A 23,678-nucleotide genomic window follows, 5' to 3' on the forward strand; every position below is an offset into this window, starting at 1 on the left:
ATCTTTAAATAGACGTAGCGAATCGCTACACACCTGATTAATCTGAGGAGTAGTACAAATGGCAAAGATTCTGGTGCTCTATTATTCCATGTACGGACACATTGAAACCATGGCGCATGCGGTGGCGGAAGGGGCAAAGAAAGTCGACGGCGCAGAGGTCATTATAAAGCGTGTGCCAGAAACAATGCCGCCTGAAATCTTCGCAAAAGCTGGCGGTAAAACACAAAACGCACCGGTTGCCACCCCACAGGAGCTGGCGGATTACGATGCCATTATTTTTGGTACGCCAACCCGGTTTGGCAATATGTCAGGCCAGATGCGTACCTTCCTGGACCAAACCGGCGGACTGTGGGCATCCGGCGCGCTATACGGCAAGCTCGGCAGCGTGTTCAGTTCTACCGGAACGGGCGGCGGCCAGGAGCAGACCATCACCTCGACCTGGACTACGCTTGCCCATCATGGGATGGTGATTGTCCCGATAGGCTATGCAGCACAGGAACTGTTTGACGTCTCCCAGGTTCGCGGCGGCACGCCTTACGGCGCAACGACTATCGCCGGAGGCGACGGTTCACGTCAACCAAGCCAGGAGGAACTCTCTATCGCTCGCTATCAGGGGGAATACGTCGCCGGTCTGGCAGTCAAACTCAACGGCTAATCTTCAACAGGAGGATTCGAATGCCAACTCAAGAAGCAAAAGCGCACCGCGTCGGCGAATGGGCAAGCCTGCGTAATACGTCGCCGGAAATTGCCGAAGCCATTTTTGAAGTCGCTCACTATGACGAGAAACTGGCAGAAAAAATATGGGAAGAAGGTAGCGATGAGGTGCTGATCAAAGCCTTTGAGAAAACGGACAAAGACTCGCTCTTCTGGGGCGAACAAATCATCGAACGTAAGAACGTATAACACAAACGCCCCCGCCTGCGCGGGGGCATACGGCTATTTTGCGGCAGTGTTCATGACGTTATCGAACTTATCCAGCGGACAGAAGCCGTTCGCATCCACCGGACATCCTTTCAGTTCCAGGGTTACCCTTTGCGCGGGCGATTTGAGCGTTAACGCTTCCGCATTGCGTAACTGCCGGGCGCTCTGGTAGACATACTCGATTTTCATCAAATCCCGGTTAGCGTTGCCGTCATGCCAGCGTTGGAAGACAAGCTGGCCGCCAATCGGCGTTCTCTCATACTGGTCATGGAGCTGATAGGGTTTAAAATCCAGCGCCGTCAGCAGCGACGCGATATTGGAGTCATGCCCCACCAGCACGGTAACCTTCGGCGCGCTAACGCGATCGGCAACCAGCACCTTATCGATATATTTCACCAGCGGCGCAGCGATATTGCGCGCCACCGTGGGTGAGGTAAACAGGCTGTCCTGATAGCCGTTTTTCAGTTTTGACAGCACCTTCCACTGCCGATCGGTGTGGATCCCGCCCCAGGCGACCTGATCCATCGGAAACCCTTCGTAATATTGCAGGGTAAACGCATCCACCAGCGAGTTCCCTACTTTCAGCGGCCCCTGCACGCCAGGCTCTTGCTGATAGTTCGCGCTGAAGGTATCTTTCGCGTCGATTAGCGAACACTGATGCTTCTCTTTGCAGGACGGCGAGTCCTGATAATGCGTTATCTGCTCAAGCAGTTTATAACTCTCATCAAGATGTAGCTGACTACGCGCCTTTTCCATCGCCTGTACGGCCTGTTGCCGGAACGCGGCGGAATCATCGGTAATTACCGGATTGAAGGTAGGGTCCATAGTGCCCATTTTTTCCTGATGATGAACAGGAATATCACAGCCGGGGAAAGCGCCAGTAATGAAAAATTGCGCGGTGGCGACGGTGCGCTGCAAACTATTCGCATAGGCATATACCGTGTCGGGCGCCGGACATTCTCCCGACGGTATCAGCCCCTGCGCGACCAGCCATTCACGTGTGTAGTGTCCCATATAGACTTCCAGCACGCCGCCTTTCGTCGTCAGTTGCCCACCGGGAACGTCCCACGCCGGCCAGGCGTTCGGCGTCGACTGCGCCAGTACGCTGCCATTATTCGCCAGCGGCGCCCGCAGATTATGGCGGCTCATCATCAGCACCTGTTGTAATTGATAACCCTCCGGCGTTGTCTGCGCCTGTACGGCGGATGACAACAAAACAGCCCCTGCCACAGCAACAGCGAGTAATGATTTTTTCATCCCTATGACCTCTTGTTGTTATCAAATCGTTCTGAGTGTGACAGAAATGGATCATTTTTCCGGGAACGATTTCGCAAAACGGGGGTTTTTCTTACAGTAAACGCGTTAGCGCCGGGAAACCCCGGCGCATATTCAGAACGTTTTTGCCCACCATAGCCGAAGCTTCATGCCCCAATAGCTGGTCCAGCCGCTGGTGGTGAACACAACCCGACCTTGTGAAACCACCACCAGCGTTGGCGTCACGCTGATTTCCCAGCCAGCGGATAAGGCGCCATTAGCATCATTGACGACCGGAAAGTCAACGCCCTTGCGCGCCAGCCAGCGGGCAACCTCAGCGTCATCGCCGGAGCGGAGCGCAACGGTCATGACGTTTTCCCCTTCCGCCGCCAGGCGAGCGACCGCAGGCGTAGTAAAGCGGCATACCCCGCACCAGCTGGCCCAAAAATAGAGCAGTACGGGGCGTTCTTCGCTCAATGTCGCCAGAGTTGTCGACTCTCCCGTCAGCGTACGTAACGGTGTCGTGGCAAACGCCGGAGGCGCCTGCGGCGCGCGCCAGACGTCCATGACCACCATTATCGCGATGAGGAGCGCCAGAAAAACCGCGGCTTCACGCAGCCAACGCCGCAGTTTACCCGCCATTGGCAGCCGCCAGTTTTTCTTTCACCACCGCTTCCAGCGTATCCCAGGGCACTGCGCCCGGAATCAGCTCGTCGCCAATGATCGTCGCTGGCGTTCCTTGCACGCCGACCAGCCTTGCCAACTGCAAATTAGTGCGTATCGTTTCCATGCTTTTTTCATCCAGCGTCACTGGCGTAGCCCCTGCTTTCTGCTGGGCCTGTTTAATACTGTCATCCGTATGGTAACCGCGCTTTTGCATGAGTTTTTCATGTAGCGCGAGGAACTGTTGCGGATGCTCGCGCCAGGTGGTCAGCGCAATACGCGCCGCCAGTACGGAGCTCTCTCCTTTGAATGGCAGCGGTTTAATAATGACCGCAACGTCAGGATATTTCTGCACAATCTTTTCCAGCATCGGATCGAGCTGTTTGCAGTACGGGCAGTTGTAATCCGTAAAGTTCACCAGCGTCAGCTTAGGGTGTTTAGTGCCTATCCGCGGGCTGGCAGGATCGTTAAACAACGCCGCATGGATCAGATTTTCAATCTGCTTTTCCTGATCCGGCGTAAAAGGAGCAGTTTCTTGCGCGATGCTCAGCGTCGAAAACAGCGCCAGCAGTAAAACAATCATGTATTTCATTGGGTTATTCCTTTCGCTTTTTTCAACGTTTGTAATACCGCATCGCGGGTCAGCAAAGTGGGCAGTGCCTCCCCTTCCGGCAAGCCGGGGCCATATACCTGATTAAACGGCACGGCGACCTGACCACGCGTTTTCAGAAAATCTGTAATGGCATCGGACGGCAGCGTCCAGTCTCCCCGCAGCGCCACAACATCCGGCTGTTGCAAGGCGTCCTGCACATCCTCTTTTTGCAGGACGTTGTATTTATTCACTTTACAGGTAATACACCAGTCCGCAGTAACATCGACAAATACCCGCTTATGCTGCGCCAGCGCCGACTGGATTGCCTGTTCACTCAACGGTTGCCACTGAACCGTGTCTTGCGCGCTCTTTGACGCAGTGAAGCCGAAATGCGGCAGGAGTAACGTCGCCAGCCAGATAGCCGACCCCAGCATCATCAGACCGAGGATCCTGCGCAGGACATTCATCCAACGCCCGGGGCGCGGTAAACGTAGCGCAAGCCCTGGTCGTATCGCGACCAGTAGCCACGGCGCGCTCATTCCCAGGCCAAGCGCAAGGAACAGCCCCCATAGCGTCGGCAACGACGCCGTGAGCGCCACCGCCACCGCCGTACCCAGAAACGGCGCGCTACAAGGCGTCGCCAGCAGCGTGGCGAACGCCCCCTGCCAGAAATGTCCCGACATACCGTTACCGCCGTAAGTGGCCAGTTTCGTGGTCATAGATGAGGGAAGCCTGAACTCAAAAAGCCCGAACAGGCTGGCGCTAAACAACAACATCACCAGAGCCATAAAACCAATAAACCATGCATTCTGGAACTGGACTCCCCAGGCCAGCGCATGGTTTGACAGGCGAAGGAGGGTCATAAACGCCGCCAGCGCCATAAATGACGCAATGATACCGGCGACCGAAGCCAAAAATTGTCGCCTGATGTGAGAGCGGCTTTTTTCCTCTACCAATAAAATAGAGCCAAGTTTCATGCCCAGAACCGGCAGCACGCAGGGCATTAAATTAAGAATCAGTCCGCCGATCAGCGCCATCATTACAACTTGCCAGAAAGGTAGCGCCGCATTGTCCGGCGTTTGCGCTGGCGCAGCGCCAATGGTTTGCGTGCTCTCCTGGGCGATAGCGCCATCGGCTAACACGAGGGTCAGCGATTTGTTGCGCAAATCGGGCGCCTTTTCGCCCCAACTGTCCGTCACCGGCACCGTCGCCTGTAACCTGTCGCCCTCTACGCGCAGGCGAGGCTTCGCAAAATCGACGTCATCTATGGTGTCAAGATAGAGCCCGGGCGATGACCAGCCCGCCGCTCGCGTAGCAGTGACCACCAGTTCTCCCGGGCGATAGCCGACTTCAAGCGAGTCCGTTAGCCCACTGCGGAGTGGAACTTTACCCATCGCCCGTGCATAGTCATGGGCAAAATCGGCATTCTGCACAGTGGGCGTCACGGAAAAGGGGTAATCGGTCAACAGACAAACATTGCTGCAGGTTGATAACGTCAACACGCCGCTCAAGGTCGCCGGCGGCGTACCGCGCACGATCATCGGAAAGGTCACCTCGTCGTGATATCCCTGGGTGGTGATATTCGCCACATCAAAGCGCGAGGGGGTTGGCCAGAACCAGCTTACCTCAGGCATGTCGCCTTTCCAGGCGATAGAGGGTGCCACGCCCCCTTCCCCCGGCGCGCGCCAGTAGGTTTTCCAGCCGTTTTCCAGTTTGACATCCAGCAACAGCCGGGTCTCACCGTTAGCGGACGTATCGGCACGTAGCCGTATGCTGGCATGGTCGTTATCGGGCGAACGCAGCCAGCCGCTTTCCGCCGCCCAGGAGACGGGCAGCCAAAGCCATAACAGGCAGAACAGTATCCGCCTGAACAAAATCATCATATTTTTTCTCCGTGAATGAGTAAGTAACCGTTAGCAATAACCGGTCTGTCATTCACGGAAGACACAAAATCGTAGATGTACCCGTAATGTGGGCGGCGAAATAGCCCGTGGAGGCGAAAACGGCAGGCGCATGACCCGGACAGGCGCCAGTAAGGAAAGCAGTAGACAAAGCGCAAGGATAGCGCCTTCAAAGAGTACCGGAGGCGCCGCCAGCAGCGACTTGGCGCTTAATTCACAGGGAGTGACCGGCGAGCCGTCATCTGTCGAAGAGGGAGCGCTGACCACCGCAGCAGAGGCCGTCGCCTGCATCTGCAAGGCGTGCAGGCCCGCCATGCGTTGCGCGGTACAAACCATTACCACGACACATGCAAGGCAAAGAAACCACCAGCCCATCCGTTGTTGTTTCGCCATTGCGCCCTCACTGTTTAACGCGAGTTATCTTAGCCACTGGCGCGGTTTTGGCAACCTTTCCCCTGTAAAGTTATGTCGGCGCGCTGCGCAACCTTCTGATAGTCGAACAACGTAATTTATTCTTACTAATGATATAACTGGTGTTTTCATACGCACTTTTCAGGTTTACCCTACACTTAGTGGAGAAACCTTTTTGGGGTCCCTTCTGTATGTATTGATTTAGCGAGATGATGCTATGGAACTTAAGGATTATTACGCCATTATGGGCGTGAAACCGACGGACGATCTCAAGACGATTAAGACCGCCTATCGCCGACTGGCCCGCAAGTACCATCCAGATGTCAGCAAAGAACCCGATGCCGAAGCCCGTTTCAAAGAGGTTGCTGAAGCATGGGAAGTGCTGAGTGATGAGCAACGGCGCGCCGAGTATGACCAGTTATGGCAACACCGTAACGATCCACAATTTAATCGCCAGTTCCAGCAACACGAAGGCCAACCGTATAACGCCGAAGATTTTGATGATATTTTCTCGTCTATTTTTGGTCAGCACGGTCGCCATTCGCACCACCGCCACGCCGCACGCGGTCATGATATCGAAATTGAAGTGGCGGTATTCCTGGAAGAAACGCTGGAAGAGCACCAGCGTACGATTAGCTATTCCGTCCCCGTTTATAACGCGTTCGGTCTGGTGGAGCGGGAAATTCCCAAAACATTGAATGTGAAAATCCCGGCTGGCGTCAGCAACGGGCAACGAATCAGACTGAAAGGCCAGGGCACGCCGGGGGAAAACGGCGGACCTAATGGCGATTTATGGCTCGTTATCCATATTGCCCCGCATCCGCTCTTTGATATCGTCAATCAGGATCTGGAAGTCGTCCTTCCGCTTGCCCCATGGGAGGCGGCGCTCGGCGCGAAGGTGTCTGTGCCAACGCTTAAAGAGCGTATTTTGCTGACCATTCCCCCCGGCAGCCAGGCAGGTCAGCGGCTGCGTATCAAAGGAAAAGGATTAGCCAGTAAAAAGCACACTGGCGATCTCTATGCCATCATCAAAATCGTTATGCCGCCGAAACCTGACGAGAAAACAGCTGCCCTGTGGCAACAACTGGCGGACGCGCAGTCGTCCTTTGACCCACGCCAGCAATGGGGGAAAGCATAATGGCTAACATCACTGTCACCTTTACCATCACCGAATTTTGTTTGCACACCGGCGTGACGGAAGAGGAGCTAAACGAAATCGTCGGACTTGGGGTAATTGAGCCTTACGAAGACGATAACGCCGACTGGCAATTCGACGATCGCGCAGCGAGCGTGGTACAACGCGCGCTACGCTTACGCGAGGAGCTGGCGCTCGACTGGCCTGGGATCGCGGTCGCGTTAACGCTGCTGGAAGAGAATTCACGGCTGCGCGAAGAAAACCGGTTACTGCTGCAACGCCTTTCTCGCTTTATCTCGCATCCCTAATCCACGATAAAGGCAATAAACCGAGGGTGGGCTTTCTGCCCACCCCGGATTTACATGCACCCGGTATAATACCAGAATGCCTCTGACATACTTCCCCCAACGGAAGAAATATAGCCTTTCACCGCGCACAACCCGATCAACGAACCGCCAATGTCAGCCATTAATGCGCCATTGCGAAGATCATCGTTTAAATAAAGACCAGCCACAAGTTCACATTTTTTAGATACGTCGGTTATTTTTACACGTTAGCGATCATTTATTGCCTGAAGAATATATTCTTTCACTGTTTTGTACTCTCTGGTTGATACGTACCTTCTCCCTGTCAATGCCGGGTAAAATGAACCGCTGCGCTTACAGGTTGCAGTATTTATAAATAAGAAATACAACAGTCACTTACAGTTTAATAATTGAGCGTTATAACATCCACTGCCGCCCAATATTTACACCACGTATAAAATACAAAAATGTAATAGAATGTAAACAAAATAAGAGCATAAAATAAATAACTTATTAAAAAATCAATATAAATAGAGTGGTCAATAAAAAACGATCGTTTTCAACGAGTTATGTTTCTCAGATTTTCATCTATCCTGAATAGGCTTGCGGAAAATGTAATTTACACCATTGACTATTTCACTTAAAAGGTTTCTGTAATGGAATGGAAGGTCGTTGATACAGTTATAAGTCCCTCTACCGGAGTATCGTTCTCATGCATACATAGCCTAAAAAATCTTAGATTGACCTTATGGTATCAGGCAGATGTTTACATGCCTCCAGGTAGCATTATCATCCCCTTTAATAAGGGGGTCTTAATAAACGATAAACTTTATCCCGTTACTGTTTACAACGTTACCAGGTTTAATCCTGCTCTATGGAAATCGCTTAAAGAAAATAGCCACTGTCCTGGTAACTGCAATCCTAAACCAGAAGCCTGCAGTTATCCTTTCGAGTGTCTGGTATCCGTTTGTCCATTTGGTTTAACCAGAAATATTCAAATAGATAATAAGAAAGTTTAGGAAATAAAGTATGCATTAGCCATACTACTGATTAAGTGTATTCGCGCACGTTTGCAGTATTTTGCAGTTAAATATGTTTGATATAAAAATTGTACAGTTCGGATATTTTTTGATTCGTTTAATCTAACCTTCACTTTGGCAACGAGGAGCCGGTACAGAGGATATTACTGATGGCCGGCAGACAAAGAAACGCATTGCTTTTAACACTGTATAAATTCCATCCGTGACATTCTTATTTAGTAATATTTCACCAGAGCAATCATCTTACCTTTATTGTGCATAAAAATCAGCAAGTAGTGTTTAGAAAAAATAATGTTTTAGACAAAAGCTCTGCGTGTCATGCTGATCGCCAAAAGCATAACGGGCTGACATCATGTCAGCCCGTGGGTTTACCCCTGCCCTGATACTTACGGTACGCTTATCGTCATATTGTCATGACCGACAATGACAGGGCCCGGGTAATTTTTCATGGCTTCCTGTTGCCAGACGTCATCCGCAACCGTCGCAGGCACCAGATGACTTAACACCAGTTTTTTCACGTGGGCCTCGCGAGCAATCTTACCGACATCTTCAATCGTGGTGTGATGCGACGCAATCGCTTCAGCCAGCGTTTTTCCGTTGCCAATACTATTAGCCAGTTTTGCTACCGAAGGGACATGTACCGCCTCATGTACCAGGATATCCGCCCCTTGGGCAAACGTTGCAAGCGGCGGAAACCAGGACGTATCGCCAGAGAAGACGATTCGCTTACCCTGGGTATCAAAACGGTAAGCAAACGCTTCACCGTCCGGGAAAGGGGAATGAGGCACTTTCAGCGCGCTTATTGTAACCAGTTCATCTTTATAGATGACGCCCTGGCTAATATCGGTCGCCTTAACCAGGTTGCGCGGATCGGGTTTCCCCTCTTCTTCCATGCGTAGCGTGATATCCCTGTCAAAGACCTTCCAGCTAGCCTTCGTCATCGCCTGGGTTCCCGGCGGGCCATACACCTGTATGGTATGGTCTTTCAGACCACTTGCCCAGGCATTCATCAGCAAGGAAGGATAATCCAGTATGTGGTCGCTGTGCAGATGGGTGAGCAAAATAGTATTGATGTTGCGCAGTGGAATACCGTTTTTCACCAGTTGCAGACTGGCGCCGTAGCCGGCATCTATCAGCCATATTTTATCGCCGATAGTGAGCGCCGTCGCTTGCGGTAGTCTGGCTGTATTGAGCAAAGAAGGCCCGCCTTTGGTGCCCAGTAAAACAATGTTGATCTCTTGAGGCGCAGGAGCACCAGCAGCAATAGCAAGGTGGCTTTGCGCCAGCATACAAACCGCCAGCATAGCGACGCTTTTTTTCATCATGTTTTTACTCTTCTTAGTTGAGAAAAGAGGGAACTTCACGTTGGCGAAACTGCGAAGGAGAACAGCCAGCAAGGCGATTAAAGAAACGGGCGAAATAAGCCGGATCTTTAAAACCTAATTGCCAGGCGATCTCGTTGACAGCATTGTCGGAAAAAAGCAGCAGTCGTTTCGCCTCGCGTAATTGCCGATCAAAAATCAGGCGTTTAGGCGGGCGATTAGCAAAACGTCGGCAAATATCGGTCAAACGAGATTCGGTAATATGCAACTCGCAGGCATAATCGGGCACCGTCCAGTGCTGATGGAAGTGGTTGTCAATTAACAGGGTAAAGCGCTGAAAAAGTTTCAGTTCACCGCGCATCCCGGTTGCGGCGTGATCGTCCAGCTTCGCATTACGCAACAGCAAGGTAAATACCGCCTGCGCCAGTAGCACCAGGGTATGTTCGCAGCCAGCCAGTTGTTCCGTGGACTCCCGCTCAATTAGCTGCCAGTAATGTTTGAGCGCCGCCAGCTCATTGGGTTTATCCGCCAGCGACAGACAGATCCCCGGCAAGCCGAAGGCCTCTCTGGTGCCGGGATAAAGCACTTCCAGCAGCGGCCAAACCAGCTCTTCGCGTACCGTCAGAACATGGCCATCGCTATCCGATTCGGTAATAAAAGCATGCGGCACCGAGGGCGGCGTAAGCACAAATAGCGGCGCCTGCACCGAATAGCGATGATCGTCGAGCTGTAGCTCAATCTGCCCGGTATCAAGAAAGTGCATTTGAAAAAACTGGTCGTGGCGATGCGCCTGCATATCACGACCAAAGAAATCCGCCATACGAGCAAACGATTGATAATGCACATCGTTACTGCCCATACTTTCGTCATACTCTTTGCTGATATCAATATTGGCGATCGCACGTTGGCACATAGTTTCTCCTCAAGGGGTGGCGCGCGGACGCGATGCTTTCATGGGAATGAGCCAGATAATGGCGGCGCCGACGACTAACAGAGAAGCGACAAACCAGAGTCCGCTATTGAAGCTACCGGTGATATCTTTTAGCCAGCCAATCATAAATGGGCTGAGTGCGGAGCCAATATTGCCGGTGGCATTGATGACCGCAATGCCTATCGCCCTGGCGCGTAAACTGATCGACTGATCCGGCGTGGTCCAGAAGATCGCCATCGCGCTAAAGGAACCCGTGGATGCCATCACGATCCCCAGGAGCTGGATCAGGTTATGGTCGGTCGCCGACGCCAGCAGCCAGCCCGCGGCGGCAAACAGGAACGGCAACGCCGTGTGATGTTTACGCTCCTGATGTTTGTCCGAATGGCGGCTCCAGTAAATCATGCCCAGAATAGTACAAATCTGCGGGATCGCCGCCAGCAGGCCGATGGTGATATTGCTGCTGCCTTCATTAAAACTTTTCAGGATTTGCGGCGTCCAGATACTAATGGCGCTAAGCGTATTGGTAAGGCAAAAATAGGCCAGCGTATACATCAGTACAATTGGCGTGAATACTTCGCGCCACAGACTACGCTGCTGCATGGCGTTATGGCTGATGGCCCCCTCCGGCTGAACCAGCGTCAGGCGGTCATTATCCATCATCTCCTGCAAACATTTTTTATCCTCTGCCGTCAGCCATTTGGCTTTTGCCGGGGTATCATCCAGGTAAAACCAGACCATAATGCCTAACAAAACTGACGGAAATCCCTCCAGCAGGAATAACCACTGCCATCCATGCAGATTGAATATGCCGTCCAGCGATAAAATATAGCCGGAGACAATCGACCCCAACGCGGTAGTGGCCGGCATGGCAATCATAAATAATGCGTTGGCGCGGGCGCGGAAAAATGCCGGGAACCAGTAGGTTAAATAGAGCAATATTCCTGGCAAAAAGCCCGCTTCGGTAATGCCCACCAGCATTCGCAGCACATACAGGCTTTTCGGTCCCACCGCGAACATCGTGGCGGTAGATGCAATGCCCCATAGCACCATAATGGTCGCAATCCAGCGGCGGGCGCCGACGATGCTCAACATCACGTTGCTGGGAATGCCGAAAATGACGTAGGTGGCGTAAAACAGCGTCGTGGCAAGGCCAAACATGGTGGCGCTTAACCCCAGATCCTGCCCCATCGTCAACCCGGCAAAACCGATGTTGATACGGTCTAAAAACGAGAAGATAAACAACACGAATAAAAATACGATCAGTCGGCGGAACAGTTTATTTATGACGGTTTGTTGACCCGTGCTGAGCGCGTTGTGCGAACGGACAGACTCGGGGCTTTCCGGAAGTGCAGATGATGTGTCGCTCATTTTTTTTCCTCTGATGGGAATTTTTGTAGGGTACTACGGTTGCCCGGTAGCGCTACGCTTACCGGGCCAGGCTTAATAGACGCCGGACGCACCGGACAGGTTTTTTTCTGCGCCAAAGCGCGCCGCCAGCGCCTCCGCTCCGCGCGCCAGCAGCGTGGTGTCAACGCCGACGGCGACAAATAGCGCCCCCAGTTCCAGATAACGTTTCGCCAGTGCTTCATTGGCCATCAGAATCCCCGGCGCTTTCCCCGCCGCGCGTATCTGCACGATGGCGTTCTCAATCGCCGCCTGCACTTCCGGGTGCTGCGGATTGCCGGCAAAGCCCATATCGGCGCTGAGGTCCGCCGGGCCGATAAACACGCCGTCAATGCCATCCACGTCGAGAATTGACGCCAGATTGCTCATCGCCTCACGCGTTTCAATCTGCACCAGTACGCACATGGCGTCGTTGGCCTGGTGGAGATAGTCCGGAATGCGGTTCCAGCGCGATGCCCGCGCCAACGCGCTGCCCACGCCGCGAATACCGGCAGGCGGATAACGCGTAGCCGCCACGGCGTTTCGCGCTTCATCGGCATTCTGCACCATCGGTATCAGCAGCGTTTGCGCGCCGACGTCGAGCAGTTGCTTAATCTGTACCGGATCGTTCCATGACGGACGCACCACCGGCTGGCTGGGATAAGGCGCAATCGCCTGCAACTGGGTCAACACCGTCTGCACGTTGTTTGGCGCGTGTTCACCGTCAATCAGTAGCCAGTCGAAGCCGGCGCCCGCTAACAGTTCAGCGCTGTAACTGTTGGCAAGCCCCAGCCACAAACCGATTTGCGGGCGCCCCGCTTTTAACGCGTCTTTGAAAGCATTTTTCATCGTTTTTTCCTTACACAAACCGGCAACTGATCGCGCCCATGTTGCCGTAATCGACATGGAAGGTGTCGCCCTTGCGCGCCGGCACCGGGCGGGTGAACGAGCCGCCGAGGATGATCTGCCCGGCTTCAAGCTGGACATCGTAGGGGGCAAGCTTGTTCGCCAGCCACGCCACGCCGTTGGCCGGATGATTCAGCACGCCTGCGGCGACGCCGGTTTCTTCGATCACGCCGTTGCGATAGAGCAGCGCGGAGATCCAGCGCAGATCCAGCTCGTCTGGTTTGATGGGACGACCACCGAGGATCACCCCGGCGTTGGCGGCGTTGTCGGAAATGGTGTCGAACACTTTGCGCGGGCGCTGGGTTTCCGGGTCGATGTTGTGGCTGCGGGCGTCAATCAGTTCCAGCGCCGGAATCACATAATCCGTGGCATTGTAGACGTCGAACAGCGTGCAGTGAGGGCCGCGCAGCGGTTTCGCCAGCACGAACGCCAGCTCCACTTCAATACGCGGGACGATAAAACGGTCGGTGGGGATATCGCCGCCGTCATGGAAGAACATATCGTCAAGCAGCGCGCCGTAATCCGGTTCGCTGATTTGCGAGCTGGCCTGCATCGCTTTTGAGGTCAGGCCGATTTTGTGGCCTTTGAGCGTGCGCCCTTCGGCAATTTTGATATTGACCCATTCACGCTGTACGGCATAGGCATCTTCAATAGTGATGTTGGGATAATCCAGCGACACTGCGCGAATCTGTTCACGCTGTTTTTCAGCCTGATTAAGTCGCTGGGCGATCAGGGTATGGGTCTGTTTATCGAGCATAGTTGCTTCCTGTTACGTCATGCGGTGCTGCTGCGCCGGGTGGCGACGCGGGTGCGTCTTACCCGGCCTACGGTTCGGTATTGCTTCGCGCATCGTTTTTTTGTAGGCCCGGTCAGCGCAGCGCCACCGGGCGAAACAGTGTGCTATTTAAATAACGCGTGTACGTTGTTTTGTTTGTAATTGAGCGTCGGATGTAGCTCGGCAATCTCAAACGACAGCGCCAGATAGCGGTTCTCCATCAGGTCGGCGAAGTGGGCTTTAATCAGCCCAAACAGCATTTCGCCGACTTCCTGACGGCTCTCCAGGCTGCGCCCGGCACCGATTTTCAGCGTCATATGCACAAACGCGTAATCATGCTTACCGTCAGCCATCTGCCAGGTATCCAGCCAGTGGGCGCGACTGCGGATACCGCCGATGGGGAAAATCCCGCTGGCGGCCAGCGCCTCGTTTACCTTGCTGAACAGGCCGGGTAAATCAGCCTGCTCGCGAATATTTTCAGTACATTCAGCAATAAAGTGCGGCATAAACACCCCTTACGCAGGCAGCGGGAAAACAGCGTTCACCTGGCCGGTACCGGAGCTGGCGAACAGATCGGTGATGAACTCCACCTTGCCGTCGTATTTGTCCCAACCCAGCATTCCCAGCAGCATGACCGTGTCGTGCATGTTGCCTTCGCCGTAGCAGTAGTCGGCGTACTCCGGCAACATGGTGCAAAACTCCTTGAATTTGCCTTCGCGCCACAGCTTGACCACGCGCTCGTCCATCTGGTGATCGAACTCGCGGGTGTAGCTGTTCATCCCCTCTTCCGCCCGTTGGTCGTCAATAAAACGGTGCGACAGAGAACCACTGGCGAATACCGCTACGGTACCGTCATATTTCTCAATCGCCTTGAGAATGGCTTCACCCAGTCTGCGGCTGTCGGCAAAATCATGCACAGTGCAGAACGCCGAGATGGAGACCACTTTGAAGTGCTTGTCGCTGTTCATGTAGCGCATCGGCACCAGCGTGCCATACTCCAGCTTCAGGCTCGGGATGTTATGCGCTTTAGCGCGCACGCCCAGTTTGACTGCCTCGTCGGCGATCAGATGGCCGAGCTCCGGATTACCGTCATAGTCATAGGTCATGTCGCGAATAAAGTGTGGCAATTCGTTGCTGGTATAGACGCCCTGGAAATGGTCGGCACAATTAATGTGGTAAGCGCTATTCACCAGCCAGTGGGTGTCGAATACGATAATGGTGTCAACGCCCATTTCGCGGCAACGCTTGCCAATTTCAATATGACCATCAATGGCTGCCTGACGACAACCGTGATTTTTTCCCGGCAGTTCAGAAAGATACATAGACGGCACGTGGGTAATTTTTGCTGCTAACGCTAACTTGCCCATATCAAACTCCCCATTTTGGGATAGGATGGTCGCCCATTGAGATGCAGACGTTTTTCATTTCCGCAAACACTTCGAAGCTATATTCGCCGCCTTCGCGCCCGGTACCGGAGGCTTTCACGCCGCCGAACGGCTGGCGCAGGTCGCGGACGTTCTGGGTGTTGACGAAGACCATGCCGGCTTCAATCCCACGCGCCAGGCGCAACACTTTGCTCACGTCCTGGGTCCAGATATAAGAGGCCAGACCGTATTCCACGTCGTTCGCCAAACGTAACCCTTCCGCTTCGTCTTTGAATGGCAGCAGGCAGGCGACCGGCCCAAAGATCTCTTCCTGCGCGACGCGCATACGGTTGTCGACATCGGCCAGCACGGTTGGGCGCAGGAAGTTACCGCCTTTCAGATGCGCAGGCAGGTCAGTGGGTTTTTCCGCACCGCCCGCCAGCAGCGTTGCGCCCTCTTCAATGCCGAGGCGAATATAACCGGAGACTTTTTCCCAGTGCTGTTGGCTAATCAGCGCGCCGACCTGGGTATTCGGGTCGGTCGGATCGCCGACACGCAGGCGATTCGCGCGTTCGGCAAAGCGCTTCACGAACTCAGGGTAAATGCTCTGCTGGATAAAGATGCGCGACCCGGCGGTGCAGCGTTCGCCGTTGATCGAGAAGATGGTGAACAGCGCGGCGTCCAGCGCGCGCTCAATGTCGGCATCTTCAAAAATCAGCACCGGCGATTTGCCGCCCAGCTCCATCGAGTATTTTTTCAGGCCAGCATTTTTCATGATATTGCGACCGGTGGCGGTCCCGCCGGTAAACGACACCGCACGCACGTCATGGTGGCGTACCAGCGCATCGCCCGCCGTCGCACCATAGCCCTGCACCACGTTCAGCACGCCTGCCGGAATTCCTGCCTCCAGCGCCAGCTCGCCCAGCCTGTCGGCAGTCAACGGCGACAGCTCGGACATTTTGAGCACCGCGGTGTTACCCAGCGCCAGGCACGGCGCGACTTTCCAGGTCGCGGTCATAAACGGCACGTTCCACGGCGACACCAGCGCGCAGACGCCGACGGGCTGCACCAGCGTATAATTGAGCATTTTATCGTCAACCGGATAGGTCTTGCCGTTCATCTGCTGGCACACTTCGGCGAAGAATTCGAAGTTATGCGAGGCGCGCGGAATCAGCACGTTTTTAGTCTGGTGAATAGGCAGGCCTGTGTCGGCGGTTTCCATCGCCGCGATTTCCGGCACATGCTGGTCAATCAGGTCGCCAAGGCGGCGCATCAGGCGCGCACGCTCTTTCATCGGCAGGTTGGCCCATTTCGGGAACGCCTCTTTGGCCGCCGCGACAGCCTGGTTCACTTCTGCTTCACCGCCGGAGGCCACTTCCGCCAGCACGTCACCAGTCGCCGGGTTAGTGGTTTGGAAGTAGTCGTTACCTGCAACATTTTTGCCGTTAATCCAATGATTTATTTTCTTCATTTTGCGCTCTCCTCACTGACGATTCGGTTAACCAGGCGACCCACGCCTTCTACTTCCACGACAACCTCATCCCCCGGCACCACATCAGACAACCCTTTCGGCGTACCGGTGGCAATCATGTCGCCCGGTTGCAACGTCATAAATTCGCTCAGATAAGAAATCAGGAACGGGATGCTGAAGATCAGATCGGCGGTCGTCCCTTCCTGCCGCAGCTCACCGTTGACAAAGGTGCGTAACGTCAGGTTATGCGGATCAGAAACCGCCTCTTTATCCACAATCCACGGGCCTATCGGCGTCAGGCCGTCGCGGCTTTTTACCCGCAGATTTGGACGGTAGTAGTTTTCCAGATAGTCGCGGATCGCGTAGTCGTTACAGACGGTGTAACCGGCCACATACTCCATGGCTTCGGCTTCGCTCACCTTACGCGCCGTTTTGCCAATTACCACGACCAGTTCGGCTTCATAGTGCATATATTCGACGTTGTTCGGGCGCACCGACGTTTGATGATGTTCGGTAAAGGTGTTTGGCGCTTTGATAAATACCAGCGGCTCTTTCGGCGGCGTAAATGCCAGCTCGCTGGCATGATCGGCGTAGTTCAACCCCAGCGCAAATAGCGTTCCCGTTGCTGACAACGGCCACGTAAACGTCTGGTGGCGGGCGAATTCATCTTCTGCGACAACCGGATTTTCCAGAGCGGGTAAACCTTTCGCCAGAATACGCACCCGATCGCCGGGACGCAGCGCAACACGATTCTGCGGCGTACCGAGTAAGATCGCATCGCCAGGGTTAAGCGTAGCGAACTCACTTAACGCGCTAAGCAGCTGTGCGGCGCTACGCTGTAAATCGGCAGTATTCCAGTGGTCCGCTTCTCGTCCGTTGATTTCAGTGATAATGGTGAGGTTATCCACATCACTCAGCGGCGCCATTTCACCCAGAGGGCAAAAGCCATCGCGACATTTCGCTTTAATCGCCGGGCGATAAAAGCTCTCTTCCGGCAGGCTGACCTCGTTAGCCAACGCATACCCGGCGATATAGTCCGCCGCCGCTTCAGGGCGTATCCGGCTGGCGGTTTTCCCCACAATGAGCGCCACTGTCGCGCCGCTCAGTACCTTTTCTCCCTGCGGATAAGGAATGGGTTCGCCGTGACGAATCACCGTATTACGCGGCTTGATGAACCACACTGCGGTTTTAGGCGGCGCATTATAGGGAGGCTGAGAGAAAGCCTCTTGCCAGGCATCAAGCTGGCTGCGATGGTTTAACGCAACGGCGAAAACAGTACCCTTCATACATAAACTCCTCAGGCCGATTTAACGGGCTGTGATTTCATTAATATATTAATGATTAGATTTATGCTTTCGCTGTACATTTAGCAAGCTGAAGTAAAGTATTTGTGATGTGATTAACAATATTTTCACAAAATAATAATTAAATACAAATATATCAAATAGTTAAATAAAACCCCTTGTTTCTGTTAAACTTTGGACATAAAACAGATGTCATAGCTCACATCGGTAAACACGATTATTCAGGTATTAATAATTCTGCAAAAGAGAAACGCTTATGCATGATTCATTAACCATCGCATTGCTTCAGGCGCGCGAAGCGGCAATGACCTATTTCCGCCCCATCGTTAAAAGCCACAATCTGACCGACCAGCAATGGCGCATTGTGCGAATCCTGGCCGATAGCCCCTCTATGGATTTTCACGAGCTGGCCTTTCGTACCTGCATTTTGCGTCCAAGTCTGACCGGAATATTGACGCGCATGGAGCGAGACGGACTGGTGTTGCGACTCAAGCCGGTTAACGATCAGCGTAAGTTATATGTCATGTTGACGGAGCAGGGACAAACGTTGTACGCCCGTGCCCGGAGCCAGGTAGAAGAGGCTTATCGAAAAATTGAGGCCGATTTCACGCCCGAAAAAACACAGCAATTGATGCTGCTGCTGGACGATCTTATTGCCCTGGGGCGCCAGCATCCTGATAGCGAAGCGGAAGCATAGTATTATTACCTTCCCACGCCGCCGACACGGGAATCCCCTCCCGCTTACAACGTTGACGGCGATCGCATTTTACTCTTCTTCTTCGACGTTCATCTGAAAAGTACCCGCCGTTGTCCTGAAAGTCTCTTCACAGTTTACGCTTCTGCCTATTCAATTAAACAACAAATAAGAAACATATTATTAACAAAACATTCCGATTAACGAGGAAGAGGCCGCAATGAAACCTGAAGATTTTCGTACTGATAACAAGCGTCCGTTAACGGGCGAAGAGTATTTAAAAAGCCTGCAGGACGGGCGGGAAATTTATATTTACGGCGAACGCGTTAAAGATGTTACGACACATCCGGCATTCCGCAATGCCGCAGCCTCTGTCGCACAACTGTATGACGCATTACATAAACCGTCGATGCAAGATACCCTGTGCTGGAATACCGATACCGGCAGCGGCGGTTATACGCATAAATTTTTCCGCGTGGCGAAAAGCGCAGACGATCTGCGCCAACAGCGTGATGCTATCGCCGAGTGGTCACGCCTGAGTTACGGCTGGATGGGACGCACACCGGATTACAAAGCCGCCTTTGGCTGCGCTCTGGGCGCTAACCCAGCCTTCTACGGCCAGTTTGAGCAGAACGCCCGCAACTGGTACACCCGTATTCAGGAGACCGGCCTGTACTTTAACCATGCTATCGTCAACCCGCCTATCGACCGCCACAAACCTGCCGACGAAGTGAAAGACGTCTATATCAAGCTGGAGAAAGAGACGGACGCCGGGATTATTGTCAGCGGGGCGAAAGTCGTCGCCACTAACTCCGCCCTGACTCACTACAACATGATTGGTTTCGGCTCAGCCCAGGTGATGGGCGAAAACCCGGATTTTGCGCTGATGTTTGTCGCGCCAATGGATGCCGAAGGCGTAAAACTTATTTCGCGCGCCTCGTATGAAATGGTCGCGGGCGCGACGGGCTCGCCGTTTGATTATCCACTCTCCAGCCGCTTTGATGAAAACGATGCCATTCTGGTGATGGATAAGGTGTTGATCCCGTGGGAAAACGTGTTGATTTACCGTGATTTCGATCGTTGCCGTCGCTGGACGATGGAAGGCGGCTTTGCCCGTATGTATCCACTGCAAGCCTGTGTTCGTCTGGCGGTTAAACTTGATTTCATTACCGCGCTGCTGAAAAAATCGCTCGAATGTACGGGTACCGTAGAGTTCCGTGGCGTGCAGGCCGATCTCGGCGAAGTCGTGGCCTGGCGCAATATGTTCTGGGCATTGAGCGATTCTATGTGTTCTGAAGCAACCCCGTGGGTAAACGGCGCCTGGCTACCGGACCACGCCGCGCTGCAAACCTATCGTGTGATGGCCCCAATGGCCTACGCGAAAATTAAAAATATTATTGAACGTAACGTTACCAGCGGCCTGATTTACCTGCCTTCCAGCGCCCGCGATCTGAATAATCCGCAAATCGACCAGTACCTGGCGAAATACGTACGTGGCTCTAACGGAATGGACCATGTTGAACGTATCAAAATTCTTAAATTGATGTGGGATGCCATCGGCAGCGAGTTTGGCGGTCGCCATGAGCTGTACGAGATTAACTACTCGGGCAGCCAGGATGAAATTCGTCTGCAGTGCCTGCGTCAGGCCCAGAGCTCCGGCAATATGGATAAGATGATGGCAATGGTCGATCGCTGCCTCTCCGAATACGATCAGAATGGCTGGACGGTTTCGCATTTGCACAATAACGACGACATCAATCAACTGGATAAGCTGCTGAAATAACGCGGCAGGAGGTTCTCATGCAAGTAGATGAACAACGTCTGCGTTTTCGCGATGCGATGGCAAGTCTGGCGGCAGCGGTCAACATCGTAACCACGGCGGGTCACGCCGGACGCTGCGGTATCACCGCAACAGCGGTCTGCTCCGTCACCGATACGCCGCCCTCCGTGATGGTATGTATTAATGCCAATAGCGCCATGAACCCCGTCTTTCAGGGCAACGGCAGGCTGTGCATTAATGTACTTAACCATGAGCAGGAGCTGATGGCGCGCCACTTTGCCGGTATGACGGGGATGGCGATGGAGGAGCGTTTTCACCAGCCATGTTGGCAAAACGGGCCGCTGGGCCAGCCGGTACTTAACGGCGCGCTGGCCGGTCTTGAAGGCGAGATCAGCGAGGTACAAACCATTGGCACGCATCTGGTGTATCTGGTGGCGATCAAAAATATTATTCTTAGCCAGGATGGGCATGGCCTGATTTATTTCAAACGCCGTTTTCATCCGGTCAGACTTGAGATGGAAGCGCCTGTTTAACCGTCACTCATGCCCACAAGCGGGATAACCACCGCTTGTGGGAGAAGAGTCAATACGCTGAAGATTTTTATTCCCGCCGCGATGTTTGCTCGCCATAAATCGCGGCGATTAATAAAATCTAAGAGCCTATCCCACCAGGCGTTATTGGCGCAGCCAGTTTGAACACGGACAGCGCGCAAAAACCGGAGCGTACATGTAGTACGTGAGGTTTGACTCGCTACGCTCGCCCTTCGGGCCGCCGCAAGCGGCGTTCAAAACGCTAACGCGTTTTGGCGAGCACTGCCCAGGTCCAAAATGGCAAGTAAAATAACCCTAATGGGATAGGATCTAAATTAGCTCCCGCGATAGGTTGAATAACCATACTGACTTAATAACAGCGGCACATGATAGTGCTCATTCGTTTTGCTGATATGAAACTCGACGGGAATCTCCGGGAAAAACGTATCCAGTTTTTTACTTTCAAAATACTGGCCGGTTTTAAAAATAACGCGATAATCCCCCGGCGCGGCAGCTTTTTCGGGCCACAGAGCTTTAATACGTCCATCCTGGTCGGTATGCCCGGTGTTTAATTGCGTCCATCCGTTATCCTTTTTCTGCTCCAGTACCACCTCCACGCCGGGCGCCGGTTTGCCTGTTTGCTGATCGAGAATATGTACGCTGAGAATATTGTTGCCAGCGGCCAGCGCCATTGCCGGGGCTGCAACAAGAGATGCTATCACGGTAGCCAGTATATATCGTTTCATGCTTCACTCCTTTACGGTATTGATGCAGGAAAATATATCTGGCGCGTCCAGGATTAACCTTACACGGACATGACAATTATGTCATCTTGTTGGAGATTTACGGATTCGCTAACAAGCCTATGGCATACTGCGTTGATGAAGATTTTATTGATTGAAGATAACCAGAAAACCATTGAGTGGGTACGTCAGGGACTCACGGAAGCAGGCTATGTGGTTGATTATGCCTGTGATGGACGAGACGGATTACACCTGGCCCTTCAGGAACATTATTCTTTGATTATTCTTGATATTATGCTGCCGGGGCTTGATGGATGGCAGGTTTTACGCGCGTTACGCACTGCGCATCAGTCCCCTGTTATTTGCCTGACGGCGCGTGACTCGGTTGAGGATCGCGTCAAAGGTCTTGAGGCGGGCGCTAATGATTACCTTGTTAAGCCTTTTTCCTTCGCCGAACTGCTGGCCCGGGTGAGAGCTCAACTCAGACAGCATGTCCCGGTCTTTACCCGACTGACGATCAATGGTCTGGACATGGATGCCACAAAGCAATCGGTGTTACGAAATGGCAAACCGATTTCCCTGACCCGCAAAGAATTCCTGCTCCTCTGGTTACTGGCGTCCCGGGCAGGAGAAATCGTGCCCCGAACCGCGATCGCCAGCGAAGTTTGGGGAATTAACTTTGATAGTGAAACCAACACCGTTGATGTCGCGATTCGTCGGCTGCGCGCCAAAGTAGACGATCCATTTGAAAATAAGCTCATTATGACCGTCCGGGGGATGGGTTATCGATTACAGGCGGAAGCGTCGCAGAATGGTTAAGTTATCAATGACGCTGCGCCTGACAATTTCTTTTATCGCCATACTTATCCTCGCCTGTACCGGCATTAGCTGGACGCTCTATAACGCGCTGAGCAAAGAATTAACGTATCGGGATGATATGACGCTAATAAATCGGGCGGCGCAAATGCAGCAACTGTTACTGGATGGCGCCAGGCCGGAAAATCTGCCGCTCTATTTCAATCGGATGGTGGATACGAAGCAGGATATCTTATTGATCCATTCAGCAACAGGCCACAATGTTGCGATTAATCATAGCGGCATCCCCGACCAACGCTTTAACGAGATTCCGCTGGCTAAAAACATCACCCGCGAAACCTTATTTCGCCAGGCGGTACAAGGCACGGAGCTGACCGCGGTACGAGTAAACGCCAGAAGCGGCGATGACCCGCTGACCCTTACTATTGCCAGGCTGGCGACGGAAAGGCGGCAAATGCTGACGCAATATCGCCGCAACAGTTTGCTGATTAGCCTTATCGCGATCCTCGTCTGTTCGGCGCTCAGTCCATTAGTCATCAGAAACGGGCTGCGGGCCATTACGTCGCTCAGCCGACTCACCGCGGCGACAGATAGCGGCACACTTCGCCAGCCGCTGGCGGAACAGGCGTTACCCGTCGAGCTCAGGCCGCTTGGACAAGCGCTAAATACCATGCGCCAGAAGCTTTCCGACGATTTTGAACGCCTGAACCAATTTGCTGACGATCTGGCGCATGAGCTGCGCACGCCGATTAATATTTTACTGGGGAAGAATCAGGTGATGCTGAGTCAGGAACGCAGCGCCGAAGAGTATCAACAAGCCCTTGTCGATAATATTGAAGAGCTGGAGGGACTGTCGCGACTAACAGAAAATATTCTCTTTCTGGCACGCGCGGAGCACCAGAATATAGCGGTAAAAAAACAGCCTGTTTCGCTCAATGCGCTGGTCGAAAATATGCTGGATTATCTTAGCCCCCTTGCCGAGGAGAAGCGCATCTGTTTTATAAATCAATGTCAGGGAACGGTATGGGCTGACGAAATATTATTACAAAGAGTGCTCTCAAACCTGCTGACGAATGCCATCCGTTATTCTGATGAAAACGCCGTGATACGTATTGAAAGCGCTTATGATGATAACGTTGCAGAAATTCGGGTCGCTAATCCGGGCAGCCACCCCGCCGATGCGGATAAGCTTTTCCGGCGTTTTTGGCGAGGAGATAATGCCCGCCACACTGCCGGTTTCGGCCTGGGGTTATCGTTAGTTAACGCGATTGCTCTATTACACGGTGGTTCGGCATCTTACCGCTATGCCGATGAACATAATATCTTTTCGGTTCGTCTGCCTGATAGCGGTGATAGCTAAGGTCAGTACAGGTTCTGTTCCCCTTCCCTGCCACAGGGCTGTGGTTATCAATACAACCTCAATAAAGAGAAAATAAA

General features: G+C 53.2%; 25 protein-coding genes. 10 read left to right on the top strand and 15 right to left on the bottom strand.

Features of this window, described 5'->3' with window-relative positions; all coding sequences use genetic code 11:
* Window positions 1-58 precede the first annotated feature (58 nt).
* Together wrbA and ACLJPE_RS06190 are read left to right on the top strand one after the other, a co-directional pair.
* On the top strand, window positions 59-655 hold the full coding sequence (wrbA, locus tag ACLJPE_RS06185) for an NAD(P)H:quinone oxidoreductase (RefSeq protein WP_001062898.1): 597 nt from the start codon (window positions 59-61) through the stop codon (window positions 653-655).
* A 20-nt stretch (window positions 656-675) separates the two neighbouring features.
* Window positions 676-903: a YccJ family protein gene (locus ACLJPE_RS06190; protein ID WP_001143125.1), complete on the top strand. Its 228-nt coding sequence runs from the start codon at window positions 676-678 to the stop codon at window positions 901-903.
* A 33-nt stretch (window positions 904-936) separates the two neighbouring features.
* Here ACLJPE_RS06190 and agp read toward each other — a convergent pair whose 3' ends face one another.
* The 5 genes from agp to ACLJPE_RS06215 form a co-directional block, all read right to left on the bottom strand.
* On the bottom strand, window positions 937-2,178 hold the full coding sequence (agp, locus tag ACLJPE_RS06195) for a bifunctional glucose-1-phosphatase/inositol phosphatase (protein WP_023137355.1): 1,242 nt from the start codon (window positions 2,176-2,178) through the stop codon (window positions 937-939).
* Between the two features lie 132 nt (window positions 2,179-2,310).
* Window positions 2,311-2,817, bottom strand: coding sequence for a protein disulfide oxidoreductase (locus ACLJPE_RS06200; RefSeq protein ID WP_000907530.1), 507 nt, complete (start codon window positions 2,815-2,817; stop codon window positions 2,311-2,313).
* On the bottom strand, window positions 2,807-3,430 hold the full coding sequence (locus ACLJPE_RS06205) for a DsbA family protein (RefSeq protein ID WP_000876694.1): 624 nt from the start codon (window positions 3,428-3,430) through the stop codon (window positions 2,807-2,809). The genes ACLJPE_RS06200 and ACLJPE_RS06205 overlap by 11 nt, the downstream gene beginning before the upstream one ends.
* Window positions 3,427-5,313 carry a protein-disulfide reductase DsbD family protein gene (locus ACLJPE_RS06210; protein WP_000972972.1) on the bottom strand — a complete coding sequence of 629 codons (1,887 nt, stop codon included), beginning with the start codon at window positions 5,311-5,313 and terminating at the stop codon, window positions 3,427-3,429. The genes ACLJPE_RS06205 and ACLJPE_RS06210 overlap by 4 nt, the downstream gene beginning before the upstream one ends.
* Window positions 5,314-5,361: 48 nt before the next feature.
* On the bottom strand, window positions 5,362-5,724 hold the full coding sequence (locus ACLJPE_RS06215) for a copper resistance protein (protein ID WP_001118902.1): 363 nt from the start codon (window positions 5,722-5,724) through the stop codon (window positions 5,362-5,364).
* Window positions 5,725-5,959: 235 nt separating this feature from the next.
* On the opposite strand from ACLJPE_RS06215, the gene cbpA reads away from it, so the two are divergent.
* The 3 genes from cbpA (at window position 5,960) to ACLJPE_RS06230 (ending at window position 8,201) form a co-directional block, all read left to right on the top strand.
* Window positions 5,960-6,880: a curved DNA-binding protein gene (cbpA, locus tag ACLJPE_RS06220; protein WP_000420603.1), complete on the top strand. Its 921-nt coding sequence runs from the start codon at window positions 5,960-5,962 to the stop codon at window positions 6,878-6,880.
* On the top strand, window positions 6,880-7,185 hold the full coding sequence (gene cbpM / locus ACLJPE_RS06225; protein ID WP_001284251.1) for a chaperone modulator CbpM: 306 nt from the start codon (window positions 6,880-6,882) through the stop codon (window positions 7,183-7,185). The genes cbpA and cbpM overlap by 1 nt, the downstream gene beginning before the upstream one ends.
* Before the next feature lie 653 nt (window positions 7,186-7,838).
* Window positions 7,839-8,201, top strand: a complete 363-nt coding sequence (locus ACLJPE_RS06230; RefSeq protein ID WP_001542612.1) for an anti-adapter protein IraM — start codon at window positions 7,839-7,841, stop codon at window positions 8,199-8,201.
* A gap of 407 nt (window positions 8,202-8,608) precedes the next feature.
* On the opposite strand, the gene ACLJPE_RS06235 is transcribed toward ACLJPE_RS06230, so the two are convergent.
* The 9 genes from ACLJPE_RS06235 to hpaG all read right to left on the bottom strand — a co-directional run bounded on the left by ACLJPE_RS06235 (window position 8,609) and on the right by hpaG (window position 17,660).
* Entirely contained in the window at window positions 8,609-9,547 is a 939-nt protein-coding gene (locus ACLJPE_RS06235; protein WP_000976558.1) for an MBL fold metallo-hydrolase, read from the bottom strand.
* 13 nt (window positions 9,548-9,560) lie between these two features.
* Window positions 9,561-10,457 (bottom strand): 4-hydroxyphenylacetate catabolism regulatory protein HpaA, encoded by an 897-nt coding sequence (gene hpaA, locus ACLJPE_RS06240; RefSeq protein ID WP_000336602.1) that lies wholly within the window; start codon window positions 10,455-10,457, stop codon window positions 9,561-9,563.
* Window positions 10,458-10,466: 9 nt separating this feature from the next.
* Window positions 10,467-11,843, bottom strand: coding sequence for a 4-hydroxyphenylacetate permease (gene hpaX, locus ACLJPE_RS06245; protein WP_001285795.1), 1,377 nt, complete (start codon window positions 11,841-11,843; stop codon window positions 10,467-10,469).
* Between the two features lie 72 nt (window positions 11,844-11,915).
* Window positions 11,916-12,707 (bottom strand): 4-hydroxy-2-oxoheptanedioate aldolase, encoded by a 792-nt coding sequence (gene hpaI / locus ACLJPE_RS06250; protein WP_000785062.1) that lies wholly within the window; start codon window positions 12,705-12,707, stop codon window positions 11,916-11,918.
* A 10-nt stretch (window positions 12,708-12,717) separates the two neighbouring features.
* Window positions 12,718-13,521: a 2-oxo-hept-4-ene-1,7-dioate hydratase gene (gene hpaH, locus ACLJPE_RS06255; protein WP_000884795.1), complete on the bottom strand. Its 804-nt coding sequence runs from the start codon at window positions 13,519-13,521 to the stop codon at window positions 12,718-12,720.
* A 143-nt stretch (window positions 13,522-13,664) separates the two neighbouring features.
* Window positions 13,665-14,045 (bottom strand): 5-carboxymethyl-2-hydroxymuconate Delta-isomerase, encoded by a 381-nt coding sequence (locus ACLJPE_RS06260; RefSeq protein WP_001119849.1) that lies wholly within the window; start codon window positions 14,043-14,045, stop codon window positions 13,665-13,667.
* 9 nt (window positions 14,046-14,054) lie between these two features.
* The gene (hpaD, locus tag ACLJPE_RS06265) at window positions 14,055-14,906 is read right to left on the bottom strand and encodes a 3,4-dihydroxyphenylacetate 2,3-dioxygenase (RefSeq protein ID WP_000516978.1); all 852 of its coding nucleotides are present in this window, start codon (window positions 14,904-14,906) and stop codon (window positions 14,055-14,057) included.
* A gap of 1 nt (window position 14,907) precedes the next feature.
* Window positions 14,908-16,374, bottom strand: a complete 1,467-nt coding sequence (gene hpaE / locus ACLJPE_RS06270) for a 5-carboxymethyl-2-hydroxymuconate semialdehyde dehydrogenase (RefSeq protein WP_000723524.1) — start codon at window positions 16,372-16,374, stop codon at window positions 14,908-14,910.
* Window positions 16,371-17,660, bottom strand: coding sequence for a 4-hydroxyphenylacetate degradation bifunctional isomerase/decarboxylase (gene hpaG, locus ACLJPE_RS06275; RefSeq protein ID WP_000679210.1), 1,290 nt, complete (start codon window positions 17,658-17,660; stop codon window positions 16,371-16,373). Before hpaG ends, hpaE begins: the two co-directional genes overlap by 4 nt.
* A gap of 274 nt (window positions 17,661-17,934) precedes the next feature.
* On the opposite strand from hpaG, the gene hpaR reads away from it, so the two are divergent.
* From hpaR to ACLJPE_RS06290, 3 genes are all read left to right on the top strand, one after another.
* A complete protein-coding gene (hpaR, locus tag ACLJPE_RS06280) occupies window positions 17,935-18,375 on the top strand; it encodes a homoprotocatechuate degradation operon regulator HpaR (protein ID WP_000543922.1) in 441 nt (146 codons plus the stop codon).
* 217 nt (window positions 18,376-18,592) lie between these two features.
* Complete coding sequence (gene hpaB, locus ACLJPE_RS06285; protein ID WP_000801496.1) at window positions 18,593-20,155, top strand: 4-hydroxyphenylacetate 3-monooxygenase, oxygenase component; 1,563 nt, start codon at window positions 18,593-18,595, stop codon at window positions 20,153-20,155.
* Window positions 20,156-20,172: 17 nt separating this feature from the next.
* Window positions 20,173-20,685 carry a 4-hydroxyphenylacetate 3-monooxygenase reductase subunit gene (locus ACLJPE_RS06290; protein WP_001195556.1) on the top strand — a complete coding sequence of 171 codons (513 nt, stop codon included), beginning with the start codon at window positions 20,173-20,175 and terminating at the stop codon, window positions 20,683-20,685.
* A gap of 332 nt (window positions 20,686-21,017) precedes the next feature.
* Here ACLJPE_RS06290 and hiuH read toward each other — a convergent pair whose 3' ends face one another.
* Window positions 21,018-21,428, bottom strand: coding sequence for a hydroxyisourate hydrolase (gene hiuH / locus ACLJPE_RS06295; protein WP_000833188.1), 411 nt, complete (start codon window positions 21,426-21,428; stop codon window positions 21,018-21,020).
* Window positions 21,429-21,563: 135 nt separating this feature from the next.
* On the opposite strand from hiuH, the gene hprR reads away from it, so the two are divergent.
* Both hprR and ACLJPE_RS06305 read left to right on the top strand, forming a co-directional pair.
* Window positions 21,564-22,244, top strand: coding sequence for a response regulator transcription factor HprR (hprR, locus tag ACLJPE_RS06300; RefSeq protein WP_001629039.1), 681 nt, complete (start codon window positions 21,564-21,566; stop codon window positions 22,242-22,244).
* Entirely contained in the window at window positions 22,237-23,601 is a 1,365-nt protein-coding gene (locus tag ACLJPE_RS06305) for a heavy metal sensor histidine kinase (protein ID WP_001529185.1), read from the top strand. The genes hprR and ACLJPE_RS06305 overlap by 8 nt, the downstream gene beginning before the upstream one ends.
* Window positions 23,602-23,678 lie beyond the last annotated feature (77 nt).

Origin of the sequence: Salmonella sp. SAL04196 (genome assembly GCF_046550835.1) — a bacterium.
GTDB classification, from domain to species: domain Bacteria; phylum Pseudomonadota; class Gammaproteobacteria; order Enterobacterales; family Enterobacteriaceae; genus Salmonella; species Salmonella enterica.